The 22,378-nt window shown below is 43.8% G+C and carries 21 protein-coding genes, 4 tRNA genes and 1 other annotated feature; of the genes, 4 read left to right on the top strand and 21 right to left on the bottom strand.

All coding sequences use genetic code 11. The features are described from left to right. Window positions 1–130: 130 nt before the first annotated feature. From C6Y01_RS17180 to C6Y01_RS17165, 4 genes are read right to left on the bottom strand one after another with little or no spacing between them, the layout of a single operon-like run. Window positions 131–961, bottom strand: coding sequence for an energy-coupling factor transporter transmembrane component T family protein (locus C6Y01_RS17180; protein WP_034660585.1), 831 nt, complete (start codon window positions 959–961; stop codon window positions 131–133). Continuing rightward, on the bottom strand, window positions 952–2,667 hold the full coding sequence (locus C6Y01_RS17175) for an ABC transporter ATP-binding protein (RefSeq protein ID WP_106038553.1): 1,716 nt from the start codon (window positions 2,665–2,667) through the stop codon (window positions 952–954). Before C6Y01_RS17175 ends, C6Y01_RS17180 begins: the two co-directional genes overlap by 10 nt. Before the next feature lie 19 nt (window positions 2,668–2,686). After that, complete coding sequence (locus C6Y01_RS17170; protein ID WP_012011871.1) at window positions 2,687–3,244, bottom strand: ECF-type riboflavin transporter substrate-binding protein; 558 nt, start codon at window positions 3,242–3,244, stop codon at window positions 2,687–2,689. Between the two features lie 14 nt (window positions 3,245–3,258). After that, window positions 3,259–4,119, bottom strand: coding sequence for an SAM hydrolase/SAM-dependent halogenase family protein (locus C6Y01_RS17165; RefSeq protein WP_106038552.1), 861 nt, complete (start codon window positions 4,117–4,119; stop codon window positions 3,259–3,261). A 110-nt stretch (window positions 4,120–4,229) separates the two neighbouring features. Further along, window positions 4,230–4,500, bottom strand: a binding site (T-box leader). Between the two features lie 192 nt (window positions 4,501–4,692). Here C6Y01_RS17165 and C6Y01_RS17160 point away from each other — a divergent pair. Both C6Y01_RS17160 and C6Y01_RS17155 read left to right on the top strand, forming a co-directional pair. Continuing rightward, entirely contained in the window at window positions 4,693–5,382 is a 690-nt protein-coding gene (locus tag C6Y01_RS17160; RefSeq protein WP_060597675.1) for an ABC transporter permease subunit, read from the top strand. Further along, window positions 5,383–6,264: an ABC transporter ATP-binding protein gene (locus C6Y01_RS17155; protein ID WP_034660595.1), complete on the top strand. Its 882-nt coding sequence runs from the start codon at window positions 5,383–5,385 to the stop codon at window positions 6,262–6,264. Window positions 6,265–6,303: 39 nt separating this feature from the next. Here C6Y01_RS17155 and C6Y01_RS17150 read toward each other — a convergent pair whose 3' ends face one another. The 11 genes from C6Y01_RS17150 to C6Y01_RS17100 all read right to left on the bottom strand — a co-directional run bounded on the left by C6Y01_RS17150 (window position 6,304) and on the right by C6Y01_RS17100 (window position 14,439). Then, complete coding sequence (locus tag C6Y01_RS17150) at window positions 6,304–6,768, bottom strand: GNAT family N-acetyltransferase (protein WP_106038551.1); 465 nt, start codon at window positions 6,766–6,768, stop codon at window positions 6,304–6,306. A gap of 69 nt (window positions 6,769–6,837) precedes the next feature. Then, window positions 6,838–8,028, bottom strand: a complete 1,191-nt coding sequence (locus C6Y01_RS17145) for a S1C family serine protease (protein WP_411266061.1) — start codon at window positions 8,026–8,028, stop codon at window positions 6,838–6,840. A gap of 78 nt (window positions 8,029–8,106) precedes the next feature. Continuing rightward, window positions 8,107–8,901: an MBL fold metallo-hydrolase gene (locus C6Y01_RS17140; protein ID WP_034660602.1), complete on the bottom strand. Its 795-nt coding sequence runs from the start codon at window positions 8,899–8,901 to the stop codon at window positions 8,107–8,109. 6 nt (window positions 8,902–8,907) lie between these two features. After that, the gene (locus C6Y01_RS17135; RefSeq protein WP_106038549.1) at window positions 8,908–9,771 is read right to left on the bottom strand and encodes a two-component system regulatory protein YycI; all 864 of its coding nucleotides are present in this window, start codon (window positions 9,769–9,771) and stop codon (window positions 8,908–8,910) included. Continuing rightward, window positions 9,758–11,137, bottom strand: coding sequence for a two-component system activity regulator YycH (gene yycH / locus C6Y01_RS17130; RefSeq protein ID WP_034660605.1), 1,380 nt, complete (start codon window positions 11,135–11,137; stop codon window positions 9,758–9,760). The genes C6Y01_RS17135 and yycH overlap by 14 nt, the downstream gene beginning before the upstream one ends. Continuing rightward, window positions 11,127–12,965 (bottom strand): cell wall metabolism sensor histidine kinase WalK, encoded by a 1,839-nt coding sequence (walK, locus tag C6Y01_RS17125; RefSeq protein ID WP_034660608.1) that lies wholly within the window; start codon window positions 12,963–12,965, stop codon window positions 11,127–11,129. Before walK ends, yycH begins: the two co-directional genes overlap by 11 nt. A gap of 7 nt (window positions 12,966–12,972) precedes the next feature. Beyond that, entirely contained in the window at window positions 12,973–13,680 is a 708-nt protein-coding gene (yycF, locus tag C6Y01_RS17120) for a response regulator YycF (RefSeq protein ID WP_034660610.1), read from the bottom strand. 347 nt (window positions 13,681–14,027) lie between these two features. Beyond that, window positions 14,028–14,100, bottom strand: a tRNA-Phe gene (locus C6Y01_RS17115). Window positions 14,101–14,127: 27 nt separating this feature from the next. After that, window positions 14,128–14,204, bottom strand: a tRNA-Asp gene (locus tag C6Y01_RS17110). An 81-nt stretch (window positions 14,205–14,285) separates the two neighbouring features. After that, window positions 14,286–14,357, bottom strand: a tRNA-Glu gene (locus C6Y01_RS17105). Between the two features lie 6 nt (window positions 14,358–14,363). Continuing rightward, window positions 14,364–14,439: transfer RNA gene (locus C6Y01_RS17100), tRNA-Lys, on the bottom strand. Between the two features lie 342 nt (window positions 14,440–14,781). On the opposite strand from C6Y01_RS17100, the gene C6Y01_RS17095 reads away from it, so the two are divergent. After that, window positions 14,782–15,306 carry a peroxiredoxin family protein gene (locus tag C6Y01_RS17095; protein WP_106038548.1) on the top strand — a complete coding sequence of 175 codons (525 nt, stop codon included), beginning with the start codon at window positions 14,782–14,784 and terminating at the stop codon, window positions 15,304–15,306. 29 nt (window positions 15,307–15,335) lie between these two features. Here C6Y01_RS17095 and C6Y01_RS17090 read toward each other — a convergent pair whose 3' ends face one another. From C6Y01_RS17090 to C6Y01_RS17075, 4 genes are all read right to left on the bottom strand, one after another. Then, a complete protein-coding gene (locus C6Y01_RS17090) occupies window positions 15,336–15,545 on the bottom strand; it encodes a hypothetical protein (protein ID WP_106038547.1) in 210 nt (69 codons plus the stop codon). Between the two features lie 15 nt (window positions 15,546–15,560). Next, window positions 15,561–16,694, bottom strand: a complete 1,134-nt coding sequence (locus C6Y01_RS17085; RefSeq protein WP_106038546.1) for a DUF418 domain-containing protein — start codon at window positions 16,692–16,694, stop codon at window positions 15,561–15,563. Between the two features lie 136 nt (window positions 16,695–16,830). Continuing rightward, window positions 16,831–18,120 (bottom strand): adenylosuccinate synthase, encoded by a 1,290-nt coding sequence (locus C6Y01_RS17080; RefSeq protein WP_034660617.1) that lies wholly within the window; start codon window positions 18,118–18,120, stop codon window positions 16,831–16,833. Window positions 18,121–18,336: 216 nt separating this feature from the next. After that, on the bottom strand, window positions 18,337–18,918 hold the full coding sequence (locus C6Y01_RS17075) for a TetR/AcrR family transcriptional regulator (protein ID WP_106038545.1): 582 nt from the start codon (window positions 18,916–18,918) through the stop codon (window positions 18,337–18,339). Between the two features lie 136 nt (window positions 18,919–19,054). Here C6Y01_RS17075 and C6Y01_RS17070 point away from each other — a divergent pair, with 136 nt between their 5' ends. Further along, window positions 19,055–20,260 carry a cytochrome P450 gene (locus tag C6Y01_RS17070; protein ID WP_106038544.1) on the top strand — a complete coding sequence of 402 codons (1,206 nt, stop codon included), beginning with the start codon at window positions 19,055–19,057 and terminating at the stop codon, window positions 20,258–20,260. 34 nt (window positions 20,261–20,294) lie between these two features. Here C6Y01_RS17070 and C6Y01_RS17065 read toward each other — a convergent pair whose 3' ends face one another. Further along, window positions 20,295–20,708 (bottom strand): VOC family protein, encoded by a 414-nt coding sequence (locus tag C6Y01_RS17065; protein WP_095286160.1) that lies wholly within the window; start codon window positions 20,706–20,708, stop codon window positions 20,295–20,297. Between the two features lie 130 nt (window positions 20,709–20,838). Beyond that, a complete protein-coding gene (gene dnaB, locus C6Y01_RS17060) occupies window positions 20,839–22,203 on the bottom strand; it encodes a replicative DNA helicase (RefSeq protein WP_003214779.1) in 1,365 nt (454 codons plus the stop codon). Window positions 22,204–22,378: the final 175 nt, after the last annotated feature.

Below are 22,378 nucleotides of genomic sequence, written 5' to 3'. Positions count from 1 at the left end.
TTATTCACAAGTGTTTCGCTCATTGTTCAATATAACCGATTTATTCACATGTTAATAGTCTTTTGCCATTTCCCACACCTTTTATCCACAAACCAAACAAAGAAGCCTCCACTTCTGTGAAGGCTTCTTTCTATAAAAATGGATTATAAAATCTTGTTCCTCTAACAAATGTAATCACTAGCGACACGATGAGTACCACACCAACAAACAATAACGCAGCATAATCTGCTTTTTGAAAGTCTTTCGCCGTGAACCATGTGCGCTTTTTATGCTTTCCAAATCCGCGCAGCTCCATCGCATTGCTGATCGTTTCAATCCGCTCCAAGCTGGAGAAAATCAGCGGCATCACAATCGACAGCGCATTTTTAATCCGTTTCCCCAGTTTTTCATTCTTCGATAAATCAATTCCTCTTGCTTGCTGAGAAATCGCTATCGTTCGAAAATCCCGCTGAATATCTGGAATATAGCGTAAAGCAATCGCGACAGCATAGGAAATCCGGTAGCTGACCCCGATTCGGCTGAGCGATGAGGCAAATTCACTTGGATTCGTTGTGACGATAAACAAAAGCGCTGCTGGCATGACGGTCACATATTTCAGCGTAATATTCAATTGATAGAAAAGCTGTTCCAGTGTGACGTTGTACCAGCCTGCAATATGAAACAGCTCATGCTTTGCTCCGTAGATGGCGACTCCTTGCTGGGGCGCAAAGATGTAAATAGCGATGTTGTTGATGACTAGGAAAATCGCCAGGACAATCACCACGAAGGAAATATCACGAAATCGCACGTTCGATAGCTGAAAGAATACGATACTGGCGGCTAGCATAAAGACTAAAATGCCTGTATCATACGTGAGCATCGCTGCGGATGACCAGAGGATAAAGCAAATGAGTTTGGTTGCACCTGTCAGCCGATGAATCGGCGACGGGCGATCGATATAGGACAGCATGTCTACAGCCATGTCATTCGTTCCTTTCTGTCAACCTCAATGAAGCGATCCACGAGTTCATTTGGATTTGGCCAGTCTGCTTTCAGTGCCAGTTCGTACAGCGATGTTTCCTTTAAGCTCGCCTTTTGGACAAGCAGTTGATCTGTCAGCACTTTGGCTGGGGTATCATCTGCGATTTTTTCTCCATCTGAAATGACAATGGTTCTTGTCGTGTATTCGAGCATCAAATGCATATCATGGGTGATCATGAAGATCGTGACACCCTGCTGATTTAATTGCTCTAAAAACGTCATCATCTCTGTGTAATGTTTAAAATCCTGTCCTGCGGTTGGCTCATCTAAAATGATGATTTCTGGCTCTAATACAAGAATTGATGCGATGGTGACGCGTTTTTTCTGTCCGAAGCTGAGGGCTGAAATCGGCCAGTTCCGAAATGGATATAAGCCGCATACTTTTAGAACCCGCTCCACCCGTTCCTTGATGTCGTCTTCCTTTACGCCTCTTAAAACGAGACCGAGTGCGACTTCATCAAAGATCATTTGTTTTGAAATCATTTGATTTGGGTTTTGCATGACAACGCCGATTCGTTCAGAACGCTGTTTGATTGTGTCTCCTGTGATGTCATCGCCATTCAGATGAATTGTCCCTTTCGTTGGCTTTTCAAACGCGCAGAGCACCTTGGACAATATCGTCTTGCCTGCGCCATTGGCTCCAGCGATGCTGATCATTTCTCCTTTTTTGACGGTAAAGGAGATGTTGCTCAGCGTGTTTGGTCTTGTCGGATAGTCAAAGCTCAGCTCACGCACCTCTAGTAAATCCTGCGATGCAATCTGCTCTACTGACGGCTCAGACGCTTCCATCCACTGCTCGATTTTCTCTTTTTCCTCGTCATTTAAGGTGAGATGCTGTAAATTAGCTATCTGATCTCCCGGTGTAACTGGAATGCCTGCATATTTCATGGCCTTTACATATAAAGGCTCGCGCAAATATGCCGCTTCTAATACATTTGAGGCGAGCAATTCATCTGGTGTCATATCCGCTGCAATCGTGCCGTCATTGACGACGATGATGCGGTCGACATGACGGAAGAGGACGTCCTCTAACCGGTGCTCGACCATCACGACGGTTTTTTTCGTTTCTTTTTGCAGTCGATCGATAAGGTCGATCACTTCTTTGCCTGTAGACGGATCAAGGCTTGCAAGTGGTTCATCAAACAGCAAAATGTCGACATCGTTGACAAGTACGCCCGCAATGGCGACACGTTGTTTTTGACCGCCTGACAGCTCATGTACGGACGATGCCAGCTTGCCGTCCACCTCTGTTAATCTTGCCGCTTCTTCGACACGTGTTTTCATTTCTTCGCGTGTGACTTGATCATTTTCAAGAGCAAACGCGATGTCTTCTCCAACGGTCAGCCCGATAAATTGTCCATCAGGGTCCTGCAGCACCGTTCCGACGAGCTGTGAAAGGGAAAAAATGTTCTCTTTCTCTGCATTCTTCCCGCCGATGTGAAGACTTCCTTCCATAGAACCTTTATAAGACGCAGGAACTAGCCCATTGATACAATGGGCTAGCGTGCTTTTTCCCGATCCAGACGGGCCTGCGATGAGGACTTTTTCCCCTTCATAGATGGTCAGGTTGATATCTTTCAATGTCGGTTCTGCCTGACTGCGATACTTGAATCCGAAATGTTCGAATTGAATCATCGGTTTCTTCATTTATGTGTTCCACCTTGCTTCATGATGTTTCTTTCGATAGACTGCCGCTTTTGCTTCTCGTTTTCGCATAAGCCGCAATGATGATGGTTCCTAGTACACCGACTGTGATGATGTTCGAGATCCCTGCCACGATGCCTTGAACAAATACTTTGTTCGCAGGTTCTGCATAGATCACAATGTCGAGTACAGGAGCAATGACAAACCAGCCTAATGCCTGCGCACCTGCTTGTACGGCGTTGAAAAGCGTGATCTTCTTCCAGCCAAAGTCGCCCTCTTCTACTTTTAAACGGTTAGAAATGAAGCCAATCAATAACCCAACAACACCTGAAACGATAATCCAGCTCCACCAAGGGCCGAATGTGGTGGCATCTTTAATGAGATGACCAATAAACCCAATCAGTGCGCCTGCAACAGGACCAAAAAGCACAGCCATTAATGCAAGGAATGCGTATGATGTCTCAATTTGTGTATTCGGAATCCCAGTTGGAATGGAGACGAAGCGTCCTAAAATGACAAAGACGGCTGCGCCAATTCCGATGGCAACGACAGTTTTCGTTGAAAGTTGTTTACCTGCCATGATGTTTCCTCCTCTTATTCGTATATAATGCGCGGAGCTTTGCGAATCGAAAGGCGCCAGCCTGTGCCTGTACCGATGTTATAAGCCTTTGCAAATGACCCTTGATTGATCGCCACGCCTAAATGGTCGAGTGAATTGACATATACGAGTGGTTCGCCTACCTTTAAATCGGCAAAAGATCGTCCATAGGTCATGATATTTTTATACACATTTTTCGGCCCGTTGGCAATGGTAACTTCTATTGCATCGCCGTAATTAATTGAAAGCTGTTCAAATAACGTGTAATGAATGTTTGTCCATAGGTTTCCGAACCTCACGTCTAAAATATCAATCGTCCCTGTGATGACTTCTTCTTTCGCATACGCCTGTACGACTGGAAGGTGAATAATATCATCAATATTCGCCTTTGGCCCCACCTCTTCAAAAGAAATCACACCTGAAGCGATTCTCGCCCCTGTATATGCGTAAATGTCTCTCCCATGGAATGTATGTGATTTTCCCGACTTCGGCAGCCGGTTAATGGTTTCATCTAAATAACGGGCTTCCACAATGCCAATATCCTGCGCGACGTGCGTGAGTGTCCCGTTATCTGGGGTAATGATATAGTGCGAGCTTGTGGTTTTGACGACAAGACTCTTTCTCTCTGACCCAACGCCTGGGTCAACAACGGAAACGAATACCGTCTCTTCCGGCCAGTATGTGACGGTTTGGAGCAGGCGGTAAGATGCCTCCCAAATGTCATACTGCGGTATATTGTGTGTTAAATCAAAAAGGCGGATCCTGCTGCTCACCGTATTTGCCACTCCGTACATTGCGCTGACTGCTCCATCATCAATGCCGAAATCTGATTGTAAAACCAATGCATGTTCACTCATGTCAATCTCCCTTTCATTTGAAAAAATGGATGTGGTGTTTCACGTGGAACATTTGAACATTTGTATGAAAAAAGTGGACAATAAAAAATACCCCATCCTTATCTTTGAATCATAAGGACGAGGTATTTGTCTCGTGGTACCACCTTTATTTACTGTTTGCTCGCGCTAAACAGCCTCTACAAGTACAAAGCTCCAATCTGGCTCATATACTGTGGTTTTGATAACGAGTACCAACTCTCGTCGTGTCCTACTAATATCATAGATATGTTCAGCACGAGGCTCAGAGACCATTTTTCGAATCATTATTTTTGCTTCTTTTCAGCTGCCGAAGCTCTCTGTGGAAAAATTGATGATTGTACTTTCTCTCGTCATTGCCTGTTTAACTATCTTGAATTAAAGCTATCATACATGATGTTTTTTGATAAATCAAGATATTTTTCTGAACATTTTCAAAAGTGGGTCAACTGATGCTGGAAGAGTCTTCTTTTTATAAAATTTAAACAAATGTTAAAGAGCGAGATATGGTGTCTTTCCTTTCTAGCTGTATAATAAAGATGAAGGGAGGTACAGCGTGTGTGGACCATCTGTATGAATGAGTTTAAGCAGCTCTTCAAAAGCACAAAATCCATTTTAACAATTGTTATTATTTTCATTTTATCTACTTTTGTTTCAACTCTTCCGTTTATTGCTGCTCATCAGGACAAATGGGAGCAGGCAAAGGATCCTTATTCTATTGGGAATGAACTGGTGATGTCGTTATTTGGTTTCTTCCTTATTTTTTTATTGTCTCATGATATTTTGAGCCGCGAAATTCATTTAAAAACCATTCGTTTTCTAGTCAGTAAAACAACCCGTTTGAACATTATTATCGGAAAATATCTTGGGCTGATGCTGTTTTGGCTTAGCTGCATTATGACGACATACGTACTGAATATGGTGATTTCACATCGTTTTCTGTTCTCTGATGCGTTAAAAATCTTAACCTTTATCAGTGTCGGTATCTCATGTACTTTATTTTTGTCCATGCTCTTTCCAACACCGCAGAAATCAATGTTTGTTGGGATGTTGTTTTCCTTTCTTTTCCCGATCGTCAGTATGATATCTGTTCTTTCTTCAGAACGATTGATTCATTGGTTCCAATATATGACGCCTTATTATTATGCGCGCTTGAGTGAACCGCTGACCTATGTACTCATGAATACAGCATTAACCGTTGTATTACTCATTGGAACAGCACTCCTATTTCAAAGGAGAGATGTCTAAATGCTGCATACAAAAGAGCTCACAAAAAAATATCGGACAAAAGTCGCGATAGATCACATTACCATTGATGTCAATCAAGGCGATATCTTCGGACTCATTGGACCTAAGGGTTCTGGTAAGACGACGTTTTTCAATATCATTACGGGAATTTCCCGGCCAACCTCTGGTACGTTTACGATGATGGATATGCCTTCATTAAAAAAGGTGAGGCAGCATATCGGTGTTCTGCCTGAATATACGGATTTATATGAAGGGCTCACGGCACTTGAACATATTGCCTACTTATCCAAAATCACCGGGACACGCCAGAAAACGAGTGATTATGAAGAACTGCTCGAATTTGTCGGTTTAGATCACTATCATCAGGAAAAGGTCGGTACCTTCACACCTGGTATGAAGAAGCGGCTCGGAATGGCGCAGGCCATCGCCCATCGGCCCGAATTTATTTTACTAGACGAGCCTTTTGCCGATATTGATGCTGATTCGATCTTACACATCCAGCAGGTCATTGAAACGTTAAAACATGAAGGGAAAACCGTCTTTTTAACGGCTGACCGCCCAAGGTTCACAAATAGTATTTGTACCAAAACGGCATTCATTTCTGAAGGAAAATTAGTGTCCCCCCATACTCATCCTCAAGAAAAAACCATCACATCCTCAAACATACGTGCAACCTTCAAGCATGCGTGGATTGATGATGAGGTGAAGCCTGTTCTCACGCAGTACTTACAAACTGTCGGAACAGATCTTGTGATCAGTGATGACGAGACCTCATTGTTGATTCGTTCAGAAGCCCAAGTCCCATCGATCATCCGCGCTTTCGTGAAATGCAAAGTCGATTTATACAGAGTCACGGCTCAGGATGCCATGAGCACCTCATAAAAAAGTACCGTACGCGATCCGCACGGTACTTCTTCTTTTTTATAAAGGTTTACTCATATAGATTCCGGTTTCTGCAAATCCGGTCTTCTCGTACAGTGAACGGGCGATTTGATTGTGAGCAAAAACATGCAGCGAGAGTTTCTGCACTCCTAATGACTTTGCCTGCCCCTCTAATGCAGCAATAGCCTGCTTTGCAAAGCCTTTTCCTCGATAAGCTTCGAATAAAATAAAGTTATAAATGAATCCTTCCTGCTGAGGGTGATTCGGGTCATAACAAAGCCAAACCCAGCCAATCGCTTCTTCCCCATTTAAGAAACTCCATAGTTCATGATGCTCTGTCTGCAGACCTTCTGGAAGCAGACGATCAAATTGCTCTTCTGCGTTCGCAAGTGATTCTTCCTTTTCCCATGTCCCTGCGAGTACCTTTTCTTCTGCGTACCGCTGAATGGCCTTCTCCATCAATACATCGTAATCCGTTTGTGACATTGGTTGTAGTGTAACCAATTCGTACCGCCCCCTTTCCTCCATCATATGATGAGCATGCAAAAAAAACCAGTCCCATCAAGGAACTGGTCATCCGCCGAATCGGTCGGTTTGAGAAAGTTTGATCTCTACTGATTTTTTCTTTCCGCTTCGGTAAAACTCCATCTTTACCTTGTCGCCGACTTTCTTTTGATATAAATACTTACGAAGATCTACGATATTCTGTACACTCTTGCCATCAAAGGAGGTGACGACATCCAGCTCTTTTAGTCCCGCTTTTCCCGCTGGAGACAAAGACTCGACACTCATCACGACAACCCCTGATGTGACTTTAGATGGCAGCTTCAACGTTTCCTGCCAGTGATAGCTCGCAATATCTGCTAATGATTTCATGCCAACGCCTAGATACGGACGCTTCACCTCTCCGTAGCGCTCTAAATCTTCTATGACAGGGATGACTAGATTCGCCGGGATAGACAGCCCGATGCCTTCTACCTCTGATTCAGCAATCTTCATTGAGTTGATGCCGATCACTTTTCCGTCCATATTGATCAAGGCACCACCGCTGTTGCCTGGATTGATGGCGGCATCTGTTTGCAGTACCTCCGCATTCCAATCCGCCTGTCCGTCCCCATTCGAGTCTACAGGAATCGCACGTTCCGTTCCCGAAATGACACCTTGTGTGACAGAGCCCGCGAATTCAAGCCCTAACGGATTTCCAATGGCGATGACTGGCTCACCTGGCTTCACATGATCTGAATTGCCAAAGGCGGCGGTCTTCTTGATCTTATCACTTTTGACGGTGAGAACCGCTAAATCCATCAGCTGATCGCTTCCAACAAGATTGGCACCAATTCTTGTCCCATCCTGAAGGCTCACTTCAAGCTGGTTGGCTCCTTTGATGACATGGTGGTTGGTCACGATATAAAAGGTATCACCCTTTTTCTTATAAATCACACCTGACCCGCTGCCTGCCTCCCCGCCTTCTTCCCAAAAGCTCGACTTTTGGATATTAATGACGCCGACAACCGTATCCGACATATTAGATACGACTTTCGTGACCGCATCATTGACGTTCACATTGACGGTCTTTAAAGGGCCCTGTGCTGATTGCTCATCTCCGTTCTGCTGCCACCCAAAGGGACTGCCGCTCTGTCCTGACACATAGGGGAAAAAGAATCCCATTAAAAAAGCTCCTACCAATACACCGATCAGACCAGATAGGAAATATCCTTTTCTGCTTCGTCTCGGCTTCCACTCTACATCGCGATAATCCACTATGTTTCCTTCCTTTCAGTGAATAGATGATGTATATAGTGTTGGTAAGAAGCTCTTATCTTAATCATACGATTGTAAAAATCATACGGCGCAAAGCGGGGTTGCTTTTTTCGGGTCCGTATCATATAAATCAAAGCCATCCCCGACAACAAAGCCTTTCATCTCAAGTGTCTGCTGGACCGCCATACGGGCTAAATCCTTCATGTTGTTGTCTTGACTCAAGTGAGCCAAGTAAATGCGTGAGGTGGCATCTCCAATGACATCGGTCATCGCAAGAGCGGCATCTTCATTTGAAACATGTCCGACATCGCTCAAAATTCTGCGCTTAATGCTCCACGGGTATCGGCCCATTTGCAGCATACCGACATCATGATTGCTCTCAAATACAAATGTATTGGCTGACTGAATGATGCCTTTCATACGGTCACTCACATAGCCTGTATCCGTCATTAGGGCAAGTTTGCGCCCGCCATAATGGAACACGTAAAACATGGGCTCAGCCGCATCATGTGAGACGCCAAAGGACTCAACATCGAGACCGCCAAAGGATTGGACGGTTTCCATATCAAAGTGGAATTTTTGCTCTGTGTCAATCTTCCCGATATGAGACTCCATCGCCTTCCATGTTTTCGCATTTGCATAGACAGGGAGCTTGTACTTTCTCGCCATGACACCGAGCCCTTTAATATGATCTGAGTGCTCATGTGTCACAAAAATGCCATCCAAATCTTCAGGCTTGCGGTCGATTTGACCAAGCAGCTCGACCATTTGTTTGCCGCTTAACCCAGCATCCACTAAAAAGGCATGCTCGTCTGTTTCTAAATAAAAAGCGTTCCCCGTACTTCCGCTCGCTAGTACACTGAACTGCAAGCTCATGTTCTCTCACTCCATTGAAGATTTGTCATCTTTCTCTATATGATCAAGTGTTGAGCCATCAATGGCGTTGATCAAATATTCTTCTTCTGTCTTTTTCTTTGAACTAACTGATACGCCTTCAAGCTCGACTCGCCATACAGGCACCATGACCTGCGTGCTTGCACCCGGGTATTGCGTATAGTAGCCAAGCTCTACCTTTTTCACGGTCGTGTTTTGGCTCAGCATGTTTTGTGTATATAAGTCCTTCACGGTTTCAAGCGCTGGGACAAGGGTTTCTTTTCTCACTTCATTAATCGACGTCACCATCGACTGCTGATACGACACGACCTCGTTTTGATCGTTTACATCTAAGGTGATTTTCCCGATGGTTTCGGTGTCATCAAGGCCTTCTTGGAAGATGTATTTCCCTTTATACGTTTGGAAAAAGACGATCTTCCCTGTCTCTTCATCAATACTCCACAGCTTATAATTCTTCCCATCCAGCAAACGCTGGTTTACGAGGTTTGCCGCCGCTGTTTTTATATCCTTTTTTGGCAATGAAACAGGTTTATTGAAGGTCATCTCAAGCAGTGTGACAGGATCATCTTTGTCCGTTTTCGGGAATGTGCTTTTCGTCTTTTGATCAGCTAATCCGTCGACATCCTTTTTCGTATATTGCTTCTTTTCAGCTGTAATGCGGTATCCAATCTTCGCTTCATCTGATAGATTGCCATATTTGATCCCATCTGCCTTCATTTCTTCCAGCGTATCCGTTTTTTCGATAATCGCAAAATGATCGGTTGATCGTTTTTCAAAGTATTGAAAACCTAGAAAGATATCGAGAACGAGAAAGGCTAGGATAAAGATCGTTTTGGTCTTATTCCACTCCATTATTCTCGCTCCCCTCTGTCAACAAATCATGCGATAGTATCACGGTTTTGCCGTTATATTTCATGCACCATACTGGCTCCAGCCAGACAAACATCGCTTGATCTTGATCTGATGCGGTTGAAGCAGCTTGATAGGCCGGGAAAATTTGTTCAATTTTCTCCAGGTCATCATATTTCGTCTGCTTGACGATTAAGTCCTTCAGCTCTGTCCCGTTCATCAGCTTGACCTGTTCACTCTGACTCGCTTTGTTGCCTAGAATATAGTTTGGACGCTTGTAATTCAAGATGTCATCATTCGCCCACTGTACTTCAAGAGAGGTCATCCCAAATGGATGCTTTGTACTGTTGACGATCGGCAGACCATCCATAAACATATTAAAGGAAAGCTGCTGGTTGCTGTTGATGCCAAAGTATTGATAGTCATCGGTAAAGCTCCCCGTATCATTGAAATACTTCACACTTCGCTTGATCAAATCCCCCGTTTGGAAAACGGTGCTGGAATTGATATTGCGGTGCTGATATTGGATGCGGTGGTCTTTTTGATTGGCTTCAAGACGGCTTGTGCCATCTGTGTACACTGTCCGATTTAAATTAGACTCCTCGCCCACAAGACTCGGGTCCGTAAACAGAGCGTCCTTGAATTTGCTTGTCTTAATCGTTTCGATAAAGAACATTTTCGCTTCAAGCTGCTTTTGCTTTCTCGGAAGGAGGAAATCTCGTTTAGAATTCGCTGAGAATGTATAGAGATCGTAGCGCGGCATCTCGTTTTGAGCGGCTGAGATACTGTCCATTAGATTCCGATAGTTAGCGGATTCTATTGTCAGCTCAAGCACCGTTTCCTTGCTGTATGAAACCAAATAGACTTTCTTATTGGCCTTGTCCTGCTGGGAGAACGGCACAATCATCCGATCAAACGAGTTGTATTCAATGGACTTATTCGGCCATTTAAACAGCGCTTGGAAAATATCAATCGGAATCGAGTCATTGAACACAAGATCCAATGTCTTCCCCTGTCCTCCGCTTCCATAGAAGAAATTCTTAAATCTCTGCTCAGAATATTGATCCGACACATCCGAAATCTCTTTGACATCCCAAAGGCTCACATCATTCCAGAAGTTTTGAAAGAGTTCCTTTTGATCGACTTTAAAGTGCTCCCCATTTGAATGGATGAACATCTCGCGCGGCTTCACGACATCAATGAGACTTCTAGGCTCATCGCTTGAAATCTTCTTCGTTTCCACGACCTTTGTGCCGGCATCTGCCTGGTCCTGCATGACGGGCTGGAACATCCAAATATTCCACGTAAACACAAGACTGATCGCAATTAGGATTGTCAATATTATGGTTTTAAAGGTCTCACGCTTCATCCCAATCATCCTCTTGTTCTTCATTGTACGGAAGGGTAAAGGTCACCGTTGTTCCTTTTCCTTCAATGCTGTCAGCCCAAATATCTCCGCCATGAGCCTGAACCATTTCTTTTGCAATCGCAAGTCCTAGGCCGGTTCCGCCAAGCTTTCTTGTTCTCGCCTTATCCACTCGATAAAAACGTTCAAAGATTTTATCCATATCCTTCTTCGGAATACCGATCCCTTCATCTTTGACGCTGAATAACACAAGGCCATTCTCCTCATCCAGATCAACGGTAAACGTGATATGTCCACCCTCTGGGGAGTATTTCATGGCATTTGAAATGATATTATCGAGCACCTGTGTGATTTTATCTTGATCAATTTCCACGTATATTTCACGCTGCGGCAGATTGCGGATAAACTCGACATGCTGCTCTTTCGTCATTTCAAAACGATCAATGACCAATGAGATAAACCTGATAAAATTCGTCCACTCACGGTTGAATTGATAATCCTTGCTGTCGAACTTAGACAGCTGCAGCAGGTCATTAACAAGCCGGATCATGCGCTCTGTTTCATTTTGAGTGACACTGAGGAACCTTGGCGCAAGCTCTTTATCACCAATTGCCCCTTCAGCCAGTGCCTCAAGATAGCTTCGCATCGTCGTCAGCGGTGTGCGCAGCTCATGTGATACGTTTGCGACGAATTCACGGCGTTCTGCATCAATTTTCTCCTGCTCTGTGACGTCATAAATGACCGCAATTAAACCATCAATCTTCCCATGCTCTTTCTGAATGACTGAGAAATTCACACGCAAAACAGACAGCTGATCTTCGCGTTCAATTTCTATCAGCATGGAATCTTGATTTTCGACTAAATCTTCAAATGTATGCGTGTCCTCGAGGCCCAGTAAGGACGTAATCGGCATCTCTAGTGCTGTTTCACGTGAAACATTTAACAGCTCTAATGCGGGGCTGTTTAATAGAATAATCGCACCGTTTTGATTCGTGGCGATGACGCCATCCGTCATATAGGCAATGACAGAAGAAAGCTTTTTCCGCTCACCCTCCGTCATCAGCTGCGCTTCCTCCAGCTCTCTCGTCAGATGGTTAAAGGTCGTCGCAAGCTGGCCAATCTCGTCATGTCCATACTTTCGGACTTTCCTGGAAAAATTCCCTTTGGCAAGCTCGATCGCTTGCTTTCTCATATCCGAAATAGGATGAGTGATTGTTCTAAAGATGAAGATACCAAGCAGTGCGGTCGTCCCAAGTGCGATCAGTGTGCCAGTCGCCAAAATGGTGTTAATGGTTCGCATTTGGTTAAAAACGCTCTCCATCGAAGACACAACATAAATCACACCGACGGTTTCTTGGTTTTCATTTTTCACGGCTGTCGCAGAAATACGCACCCGTTTATTGGATTCTGGGTCATAGAATTTCTTTTCATAGTCTTTGCCGACCGCAAAAATACGGCTAATGATTTGATCAGTGATTTTCTTCCCGGCAATCTCCTGACTGCCATTATTCACAGAGGCAATGACCTCTCTGCTTTCATCAATATAGCTGACTTCAGAAATTTCATTAGACTCATCTTTGTTGTTAAAGTCGTTTAATATCTTTTGAGCATCCTCTTTTAATTCTGCCTTGCTTTTCGATGAATCTTGTTCTAGGTAATACGATAACGAGTAGATTCGCTGATTCAAGGAATTATCATAGGAATTAATTAAGGACTGCTCTAGCTGCTTCACAAAGTACACGCCAATGATCTGCATGGCGACAATGATCAGCAGCACGTAAATTAAGGTCAATTTGAAGTGAATCGAGCGAAAAAAACCTACTTTACTCATAAGAATCTTAGTCCTGCTCTGGGTTTCTTAAATAGTAGCCAACACCTCGTCGTGTCACGATCCAGCTCGGGTGGCTAGGATTGTCTTCAATTTTCTCACGAAGACGGCGGACTGTGACGTCCACTGTACGCACATCCCCGAAATAATCGTAGCCCCATACGGTTTGCAGCAAGTGCTCACGTGTCATAACTTGTCCGATATGTTTCGCTAAGTAATGAAGCAATTCGAACTCACGGTGCGTCAATTCAATTGTTTCCTCACGCTTAGACACCACATATGCATCTGGATAAATGACAAGTGATCCAATTTCAATATCATTTGATTCAGATTCTTCCTCTGTCTGCGGCGCAGCAATTTGTCTTCTCAAATTCGCTTTCACACGGGCAAGCAGCTCGCGCGTGCTAAATGGCTTCGTCACATAATCATCTGCGCCAAGCTCAAGACCGATGACTTTATCAATTTCAGAGTCTTTTGCTGTCAGCATGATAATCGGCATGTCATATTTTTTTCTCACTTCACGGCATACCTCAACGCCATCTTTGTTCGGCAGCATAATGTCGAGCAGAATGATGTCCGGTTTGATTTCTTCTACCATTTCAAGGGCTTCATTTCCGTCATATGCACAATGAACCTCATAGCCCTCTTTTCTTAAGTTAAACTCCAATATATCAGCAATCGGTTTTTCATCATCTACGACAAGAATCTTTTTTTCCATTGTGATTTCCTCCTGCATTTTTAGCATCTATGTCATTCCATTTTGCATGTCTCATCAGGCCTTTTCGTTTGAGCAAAAAAGGCTCACTGTCTATTATAACGTTTTACGTGGCAAAGATAAAAATAATAACGGCTTTCTTTTCTAGTAAACGTTGGATAGGAAGTCACCTCTCAAAAAAATTGATGGCTTTTTTCCTTTTTTATTGAAACTTTTCCAGTCAATAATCGTCTATATAGATGTAACGTCTTCTTCTTATGGAGCCGGGCCCTACCTAGGCCCGGCTTCTCCCTTTTTATGCCTTCTTTTCATAAGAAAAACGCACCTGCGATTGCAGATGCGTTTGGAAGTGGCTCGGGACGGAATCGAACCGCCGACACACGGATTTTCAGTCCGTTGCTCTACCAACTGAGCTACCGAGCCATCATCAAAAAGATGAATATGTATAAATGGCGGTCCGGACGGGACTCGAACCCGCGACCTCCTGCGTGACAGGCAGGCATTCTAACCAACTGAACTACCGGACCTCAGTAACTTGCCCGAAAAAGCAATCGTGGTGCTCCTTCAAGCAAGTGAGGAAAAATTAGCTTAACGCTAAAGTAAATCAATGACCCGTACGGGATTCGAACCCGTGTTACCGCCGTGAAAGGGCGGTGTCTTAACCGCTTGACCAACGGGCCAATACATGGTGAGCCATGAAGGACTCGAACCTTCGACCCTCTGATTAAAAGTCAGATGCTCTACCAACTGAGCTAATGGCTCTCGGTTTGTGAAAAGTGAATCTGAAGAAGCTGTATTGCGTCAAACCAATCGCTTTAAAAAAGCTGGAACATCGCATCCTAACAAGTTTCAGAGACCTTTGCAACAACGAGATTTATAATATCATAGAGTAATTACATATGGCAATACGTTTTTCTACATTTTTTTAAAAAAAGTGTCGGATTTGAAATCTCCCGCCAAAGCCCTTCTATTTGCAACCGCCTTCATATCTGTTGCCCCTTTTCATGACTACTGCCTATTCAAGCACATAGAAACGTTTTAGACCGCTCAAAAATGGTTATACATGAAACAAGTGACATTGTGATTGAAAAAGGAGGAAGCAGTATGAGTTCATTTAAATTAGGAGATAAAATGCCCAACTTTTCACTTCCAACCATTCAGGGCGAACATATTGATTTTCACAAACATTTAGAGGAGCATCAAAGCTGGCACCTCATCGTCTTCTTTAGAGGCTCATGGTGCCCAGTATGTGTAGAAGAATTAAAAGAGCTCGAACAGCAGCAATCATACTTTCAAGACAAGGATATCCACTTAATGGCGATTTCAACGGATCATCCTGATGACTTGAAGGAATTTGCGGATAAAGAAGGACTATCTTTCCCGATCATGTCTGACCAGGACCTTACTTCATTAAAAGCATATGAAGTCCACTATCACGGAGAAGATGCTCCTTATGAAGATCACGGAGTGCACGGGGAACCTGCCTATTTCTTATTAAATGAAAAGGGCCAAGTCCTCTATCAGCAAAGACAAACAAGTCCGTTTGGCAGACCGCATGCCAACGAACTGCGCAAAATCATTCAGTACATCCGCAAAAACTTAAAAGGTCAATATAAAAGCGTGAAATAAGAAAGAAGCCCTTGTCATGAGGGCTTCTTTTATGAACGCGTTTTATTATATAGCCAATCTGCGGCGAAAAATACAAGGAGACCCGCCATGAGAATGACAAAGGTGACGGGTGGTTTATCATCCTGGAAATAAGAGTACAGCGAATGTCCTCCTAATGCAAGAAGATAAAAGATAAATGCCGGTCCTGCTGCTTTATGTGCATTCGCTTGTTCTTTTTTCGTACTTTTTTTGAAAAACATTGTAACAATTCCCCTTTATGCTGCTTTCTTCTTCGTCACCCGGCGAAGTGCCCGCAAACGAATATATTCCATCGGACCAATTCTCCAAACCTTTAGACAACATGCTGATATGGCGATTTGCAGAAGTGAAATGAGCAGCCATGCCAATACGATAAGGGGGGCGTTGATTTGTCCGCCAAGACCCAATCCCCAGCTATAAAAAAGAATCGAGCAGATGATATTTTGCAGGATGTAACAGCTGAGTGCCATTTTCCCTACATATTCAAACCAATTCCACATGAACCATGATTCCGTGTGAACCAGGAGCTTCGCAATGACAGCGATATAGAAAAGAGAGAGGAATGGCGAAAACGCATAGCGCACAACGAATTCCACTAGTTCGTTCGGAACGAAGACAAGTGCATTCAGCGGCAGCCCCACCCACAGACCGACTCGGAATAATATTTTCCGTAGAGATTGCCCGCGTTCATTTGCATAAAAAACACCGGCTCTCATCATCCGCACACCTAATAAAAACAGAAATGTGTTCATTGGAATGATAAAGATCGCTTCTTCACGGTACATGAAAAAGTGTTGTAATCGTTCTTGAACCTGCGAGATCCATGTCTCTGGCAGCTGCTCTTCCAGCGCCGGTTCACTGCTTTGATCATACGATTCTGTCTCCATTTCAGAGAGGGAGAACACCATCAGATAGGACAGAACAAGTAGATGAATGACTCCAGAGAAGATCATGCCTCTTTTGATGCGCTTGCTCCCTCCTCGTACAATAAATGCCACAAGCAAACCGGTGACAGCGTAACTCATGAGCACATCATATTCCATCACAAGTGCAAAATGGACAAAGCCTTCGATAAATAAAAATAAAAGAATCCATAAATATGTACCTGGCCAAGGCATGTTTTTTCTTTTGGCCTGCTGATATTTCAGCTCTAGCCCTACACCGAACATGATTGTGAGCAGTGAGAGCATTTTCCCATAGACGAACATGGAAACAAGGCTTTCTAGAAAACTGCCATGTTCATATTCATCTGCAATCTGATCTGTCGCAAAGGTATCCCCTGCATACGCAAAAAACCAGACGTTCGTTCCCAATGTGCCTAATATGGCAAAACCTCGTAAAATATCTAATAATCTTATTCTTTCTTTCACTAGAACGCTCCTTCCCCCTATACAGTTATCATATTTTGGTAATGATCGGAAGCCTGTTCTACTGAAATTAAGAAATATTTAAACAAAAAGACACCAGTAAAATGTGCAATTTTACTGGTGTCTGATCAGTCTATTATTATGGACGGTACACGCTGCGGACAACGTTCGTTTGGGAACGATCTGGTCCGACTGAGAAAATGGAAAGTGGAATACCTGTTAATTGTGAAATGCGCTCTAAATAATGACGGGCATTTTCAGGCAGTTCGCTTAAATTCTTCACGCCTGTAATATCCTCTGTCCATCCTGGCATTTCCTCGTAGACAGGCTCACATTTCGCTAGTTCATTTAGACTTGCTGGAAATTCTTCTGTGATTTCTCCGTTCAATTTATAAGCGACACAGATTTTCAATGTTTCAATCCCTGTCAGTACATCAATTGAGTTAAGAGATAGATCTGTAATCCCGCTCACACGGCGAGCATGACGGACAACGACACTGTCAAACCAGCCAACACGGCGCGGACGTCCAGTTGTTGTACCGTATTCACGGCCAACCTCACGGATTTGATCGCCAATTTCATCATGGAGTTCTGTCGGGAATGGGCCATCTCCAACACGTGTTGTGTACGCTTTTGACACGCCGACCACATGTTGAATTTTTGTTGGTCCTACGCCAGAACCAATCGTCACTCCTCCAGCTACTGGGTTAGATGACGTGACAAATGGATATGTCCCTTGATCAATATCAAGCATAACTCCTTGTGCTCCTTCAAATAGCACACGGCGGCCTTCATCTAGTGCGTCATTCAAGACAACAGATGTGTCCACGACATATTTTTTCACTTGCTGGCCATATTCATAATACTCGTCTAAAATATCTTCAATCTTGAAGCCTTCTGTGTCGTACATTTTCTCTAAAAGACGATTTTTTTCTTCTAGATTACGTGCAAGCTTCTCTTCAAACACTTCACGATCTAATAGATCTGCGACACGGATACCGATACGAGCTGCTTTGTCCATATAAGCTGGTCCGATTCCTTTTTTCGTCGTACCGATCTTGTTAGCCCCTTTCCGCTCTTCTTCCACCTCGTCCAATTTTAAATGGTAAGGCAGAATCACATGGGCTCTATTGCTGATTCTGAGGTTATCTGTACTCACATTCCGTTCGTGAAGATACGCAAGCTCAGTGACCAACGCTTTAGGATCAACCACCATTCCATTACCGATGACACAAGTTTTCTCTTGATAAAAAATACCGGACGGAATGAGGTGTAGCTTGTAAGTCACTCCATCAAATTTGATCGTGTGACCTGCATTGTTTCCCCCTTGATAACGGGCAATCACCTCTGCATTTTCTGAAAGGAAATCGGTAATTTTCCCTTTCCCTTCGTCACCCCACTGCGTACCTACTACGACTACTGAAGACATATCGTGCACCTCCGTTAACCTTTCAAAACGTTATCTCTTTCAAACACATTTATTTTATCAATGCAAAACGAAAAAGTCAACGTGAAATCCGAACATTAATATCTCGAAATCAAATTTTGTTCGTTTTAATTATGAGAAAAAGCGCTTTAATCACTTCTTCAGCGCTTAAAAAGGGAGATTTTGAGTAAAAACAACTATTTTGATGGTTCCTAATTTCTATTGATTTTCAATTAAATGAATCATCGAGCTTGCCATAAAATCAGGTGAGTACGGTCTCCCTGTCCTCAACCACCATTCTGCTGTTCCAACATAAGCAGAAATGACGAATTGCTTCTGCATGTCGATTGGAACGAGATGTGGATGAGGCTTTGAGCCTGCGATTTCCTCTAACCCCATAGAAAAGCTTTCTTCAAAAAAAGCACGAACCGTTTCATGAATATTGAGCTCTCGTCCTCGTTTCAAAAGAATTTGATACTCCTCTTCATGTTCCTGCAAATGCTGATAAAATCGAAAAATATACACATATGCCGCATGCTCTTTTTTCACATCATCTTCTTGTACAGGAGCAAAAATGGCACATTTCATCACATCAAACATCTCATCCATCACCTGCTGGGCAAGATCAAATTTATCCTCATAATGCTGATAAAAGGTGGTGCGGTGGATGCCCGCCACTTTCGTCAAATCCTGTACAGAAATCTTCTCCCACTCTTTTTCTCTTAATAACTGAAATAACGCTTTTCTTAATTGCTGCTTCGATTCCGTTGCACGCTTATCCCCTCTGTAGCAGTCCGCCACAAGCCATTCTCCCCTTCCTATGAACTTCAACAGATTCCGCTTTTCTGTTGGTTGAATCCTCAAGGCTGATGAATTAACTTTAATCTAACACAATGAAAAAAAGGAAGCATCTGACAACCTATAAGGAGTGATGATCATGGAAACAACAACACCAACTGCCGTGCAAAAAGCGTTATTAAGAGGAAAAAACAAGCAAGATCCGTATGACCCATTTGATTGGTATGCCAACATGCGTCAGACATCACCTGTTCATTTTGACGAAGCCAGCCGAACATGGAGTGTATTCACCTATGAGGAAGCAAAACGTGTGACAATCGATAAAGATACCTTTTCTAGTCAGCCTCCTAAAGACCAGCGGAAGCATTCACTGATGAAAACAATGGTGATGATGGACCCTCCCAAACACACTCGAATCCGCTCCATTGTGAGCAAAGCCTTTACACCTCGAGTCATGAAATTGTGGGAGCCGCGTATTCAAGAATTGATGGAGGAACTCATGGCACAAATAGAAGGAAAAAACGAGATTGACCTAGTGCAAGCCATCTCTTATCCGCTTCCTGTCATTGTCATTGCAGAGCTTTTAGGTGTGCCGTCAGAGCATAAACAATCCTTTAAAGAATGGTCTGATATTCTCGTCAGTATGCCTAAAAGTGAAGATGAGGAGGATGTCGCTGAATGGCAGAAAATTCGGGACCAAGGAGAGGCTGATATGATGGCGTTTTTTGCAGACATCATTGAAAGGAAACGTCACAACCTCGGTGATGATTTGATTTCCCTCCTCATTCAAGCGGAGGAGAATGGAGACAAACTGTCAGCGGATGAATTAATTCCATTCTGTAATCTTCTTCTTTTAGCTGGCAACGAAACAACCACCAACCTGATCTCCAATATGATCTTCAGCTTGTTAGAACAGCCGGGTGCGTATGAAGCGCTCGTTCAATCACCTGAGCTCATCCCGCGTGCTGTGGAGGAGGCCGTCCGTTTCCGTGCACCCGCTCCTACGATCGTCCGCTATGTCACAGAAGACACAGAGCTTGGGGGAAAAGTGCTGAAAAAGGGAGACAATGTGATTGTGTTTCTTGCTTCTGCCAACCGGGATGAGCGTCAATTTTCAAATGCACATGAATTCGATATACACCGCCACCCTAATCCTCATATTGGTTTCGGGCACGGTATTCATTTCTGTCTTGGCGCACCACTTGCCCGCTTGGAAGCATGTACTGCCATCAAGGCCTTATTGGACCGATATGAGTCACTAGAGCTCCTCTCCTATATGCCGATGACAAACAGCGGCATGTATGGGCTGAAAGAGCTGAAGCTGCGCGTCACACTTCGTTCATAACAGAAAAGACTCCCACCAAGCATGGGAGTCTTTTTTAAACGGGGGTAATTCCTTCTGTGTTCATGAGCACAACTCGATATCCATCTGGATCTTCAATGGTTGCCCCTCCTCGATCCCAGTATGGGTTCGTAGAGGTGACTTGCCGTCCGCCAAATGAGATCAGTCTCTCTTTCATCTGCTGAAACTCCTGTTCATCAGGAATATAAAAAACAAGCAGCTGTTCTGGATGCGGAACGGGCAGGCTCTCTTCTTCTTCATGTTTGGTGATTTCTAAATGAACATGCTGATGAGGAAGCCCCAGCATCACACCATCGTATCCTTCATGCTGATCAAATGAACCTATTCGTTTGAGCCCTAAGCCTTTTTCATAAAAAGAAACAACCTCTTCCATGTTGACGGTTGGACGTGCGATGCGTAATTGAGCGGCTTCGAACTGTTGAAATTTCATCAGTCATCACTCCTTTTCTCCTTTTAGTATACGATTTCTCTCTCTCCCTCTCCTCCTCATTTCGACCGTTTTTCAATCATTCTTTCGATGTAGATCCATCAAAAAAAAGCCCAGCTTCTTGAGCTGGGCTTTAAGCACCGGGCGGAACACCCGCATCGTCAAACCTTCTTTCCAGATTGACGAATTTGTTATATTCTTTGACGAACGCCAGTGATACTGTACCAACTGGACCGTTACGCTGTTTGGCAATGATGATTTCAATAATGTTCTTATTCTCTGATTCTTTGTCGTAGTAATCATCACGATAAAGGAATGCCACGATATCGGCATCCTGCTCGATACTTCCTGATTCACGAATATCAGACATCATTGGACGTTTGTCCTGACGCTGCTCTACTCCGCGTGAAAGCTGAGACAAAGCAATAACCGGAACTTCAAGCTCCCTTGCCAGCGATTTCAATGCCCTAGAGATTTCAGAAACCTCTTGCTGACGGTTATCGCTTGATCGTCCGCTTCCTTGAATGAGCTGCAAGTAGTCAATCAGGATCATGCCAAGACCGTTTTCTTGCTTCAAACGGCGGCATTTCGAGCGAATTTCACTTACTCTGATTCCTGGTGTATCATCAATGAAAATCCCACTATTTGATAGCGAGCCCATCGCCATTGTCAGCTTGCCCCAGTCCTCTTCTGTCAGATTACCGGTTCTTAGGTTCTGGGCATTGATATTTCCCTCTGCACAAAGCATACGCATGACAAGCTGCTCAGCCCCCATCTCTAAACTAAAGATGGCGACACTTTCGTCTGTCTTCGTCGCGACATTTTGTGCAATGTTCAATGCGAAGGCTGTTTTCCCTACCGATGGACGAGCCGCTACAATAATCAAGTCATTTCGCTGGAATCCAGCAGTCATCCGGTCAAGCTCAGAGAATCCCGTTGGAATCCCTGTGATATCGCCTTTTCGGTTATGAAGCTGTTCAATATTATCATATGTCTGAACAAGAACGTCCTTAATGTTTTGGAAAGCTCCTGAGTTTTTACGCTGCGCCACTTCCATAATGGTCTTTTCAGCATCACTCAACAGATCCTCTACTTCATCCTCACGCGTGTATCCATCCTGTGCAATGGTTGTCGCCGTGCGGATCAGACGTCTTAAAATTGATTTCTCTTCTACAATTTTTGCATAGTATTCAATGTTTGCGGCAGTTGGGACAGAATTCGCAATATCGGTTAAATACGAAATCCCGCCTACCTCTTCTAGTAAATCTGTATTGGCCAGTTCAGAAGTCACCGTAACAAGATCGACCGGTTCCCCTCTATCGCCAAGTACAAGCATCGCATTGTAAATCTTTTGATGCGACATTCTATAGAAATCCTCTGGAATTAATACCTCAGAAGCGAGCGTGAGCGCAGATGGTTCTAAAAAAACAGCACCTAATACGGCCTGCTCGGCTTCTATATTTTGCGGCGGCAGCCGGTCATCGAGAAGTTCCGTCATGCCAAGCACCGTCCTTTCATAAAAAAATACGCTACTCATCATTTTAACATTTTCATCAATAAAAAAGTGAAAAACATCGACTATAGTCAAAATTACCATGAGGATGTTTCGTTGAACAGTGTGTTTCTGAACAGCAAAACTAACGCATTTCAATAGAAAAGACTCTGTAACATAA

The organism is Bacillus sp. NMCC46 (assembly GCF_002998465.1).
Classification (GTDB): domain Bacteria; phylum Bacillota; class Bacilli; order Bacillales; family Bacillaceae; genus Bacillus.
This window is presented reverse-complemented; position numbering and strand designations above follow the sequence as displayed.

Excerpts from the sequence above, each read along its gene's own strand:
- C6Y01_RS17090 (WP_106038547.1), bottom strand. The coding sequence starts at position 15,545 with ATGTTTTTCAAAAAAAGTACGAAAAAAGAACAAGCGAATGCACATAAA.
- C6Y01_RS17070 (WP_106038544.1), top strand. The coding sequence starts at position 19,055 with ATGGAAACAACAACACCAACTGCCGTGCAAAAAGCGTTATTAAGAGGA.
- C6Y01_RS17095 (WP_106038548.1), top strand. The coding sequence starts at position 14,782 with ATGAGTTCATTTAAATTAGGAGATAAAATGCCCAACTTTTCACTTCCA.
- C6Y01_RS17140 (WP_034660602.1), bottom strand. The coding sequence starts at position 8,901 with ATGAGCTTGCAGTTCAGTGTACTAGCGAGCGGAAGTACGGGGAACGCT.
- C6Y01_RS17065 (WP_095286160.1), bottom strand. The coding sequence starts at position 20,708 with ATGAAATTTCAACAGTTCGAAGCCGCTCAATTACGCATCGCACGTCCA.
- C6Y01_RS17170 (WP_012011871.1), bottom strand. The coding sequence starts at position 3,244 with ATGGCAGGTAAACAACTTTCAACGAAAACTGTCGTTGCCATCGGAATT.
- C6Y01_RS17180 (WP_034660585.1), bottom strand. The coding sequence starts at position 961 with ATGGCTGTAGACATGCTGTCCTATATCGATCGCCCGTCGCCGATTCAT.
- C6Y01_RS17175 (WP_106038553.1), bottom strand. The coding sequence starts at position 2,667 with ATGAAGAAACCGATGATTCAATTCGAACATTTCGGATTCAAGTATCGC.
- yycH (WP_034660605.1), bottom strand. The coding sequence starts at position 11,137 with ATGAAGCGTGAGACCTTTAAAACCATAATATTGACAATCCTAATTGCG.
- yycF (WP_034660610.1), bottom strand. The coding sequence starts at position 13,680 with ATGGAAAAAAAGATTCTTGTCGTAGATGATGAAAAACCGATTGCTGAT.
- walK (WP_034660608.1), bottom strand. The coding sequence starts at position 12,965 with ATGAGTAAAGTAGGTTTTTTTCGCTCGATTCACTTCAAATTGACCTTA.
- C6Y01_RS17080 (WP_034660617.1), bottom strand. The coding sequence starts at position 18,120 with ATGTCTTCAGTAGTCGTAGTAGGTACGCAGTGGGGTGACGAAGGGAAA.
- dnaB (WP_003214779.1), bottom strand. The coding sequence starts at position 22,203 with ATGACGGAACTTCTCGATGACCGGCTGCCGCCGCAAAATATAGAAGCC.
- C6Y01_RS17155 (WP_034660595.1), top strand. The coding sequence starts at position 5,383 with ATGCTGCATACAAAAGAGCTCACAAAAAAATATCGGACAAAAGTCGCG.
- C6Y01_RS17165 (WP_106038552.1), bottom strand. The coding sequence starts at position 4,119 with ATGAGTGAACATGCATTGGTTTTACAATCAGATTTCGGCATTGATGAT.
- C6Y01_RS17135 (WP_106038549.1), bottom strand. The coding sequence starts at position 9,771 with ATGGAGTGGAATAAGACCAAAACGATCTTTATCCTAGCCTTTCTCGTT.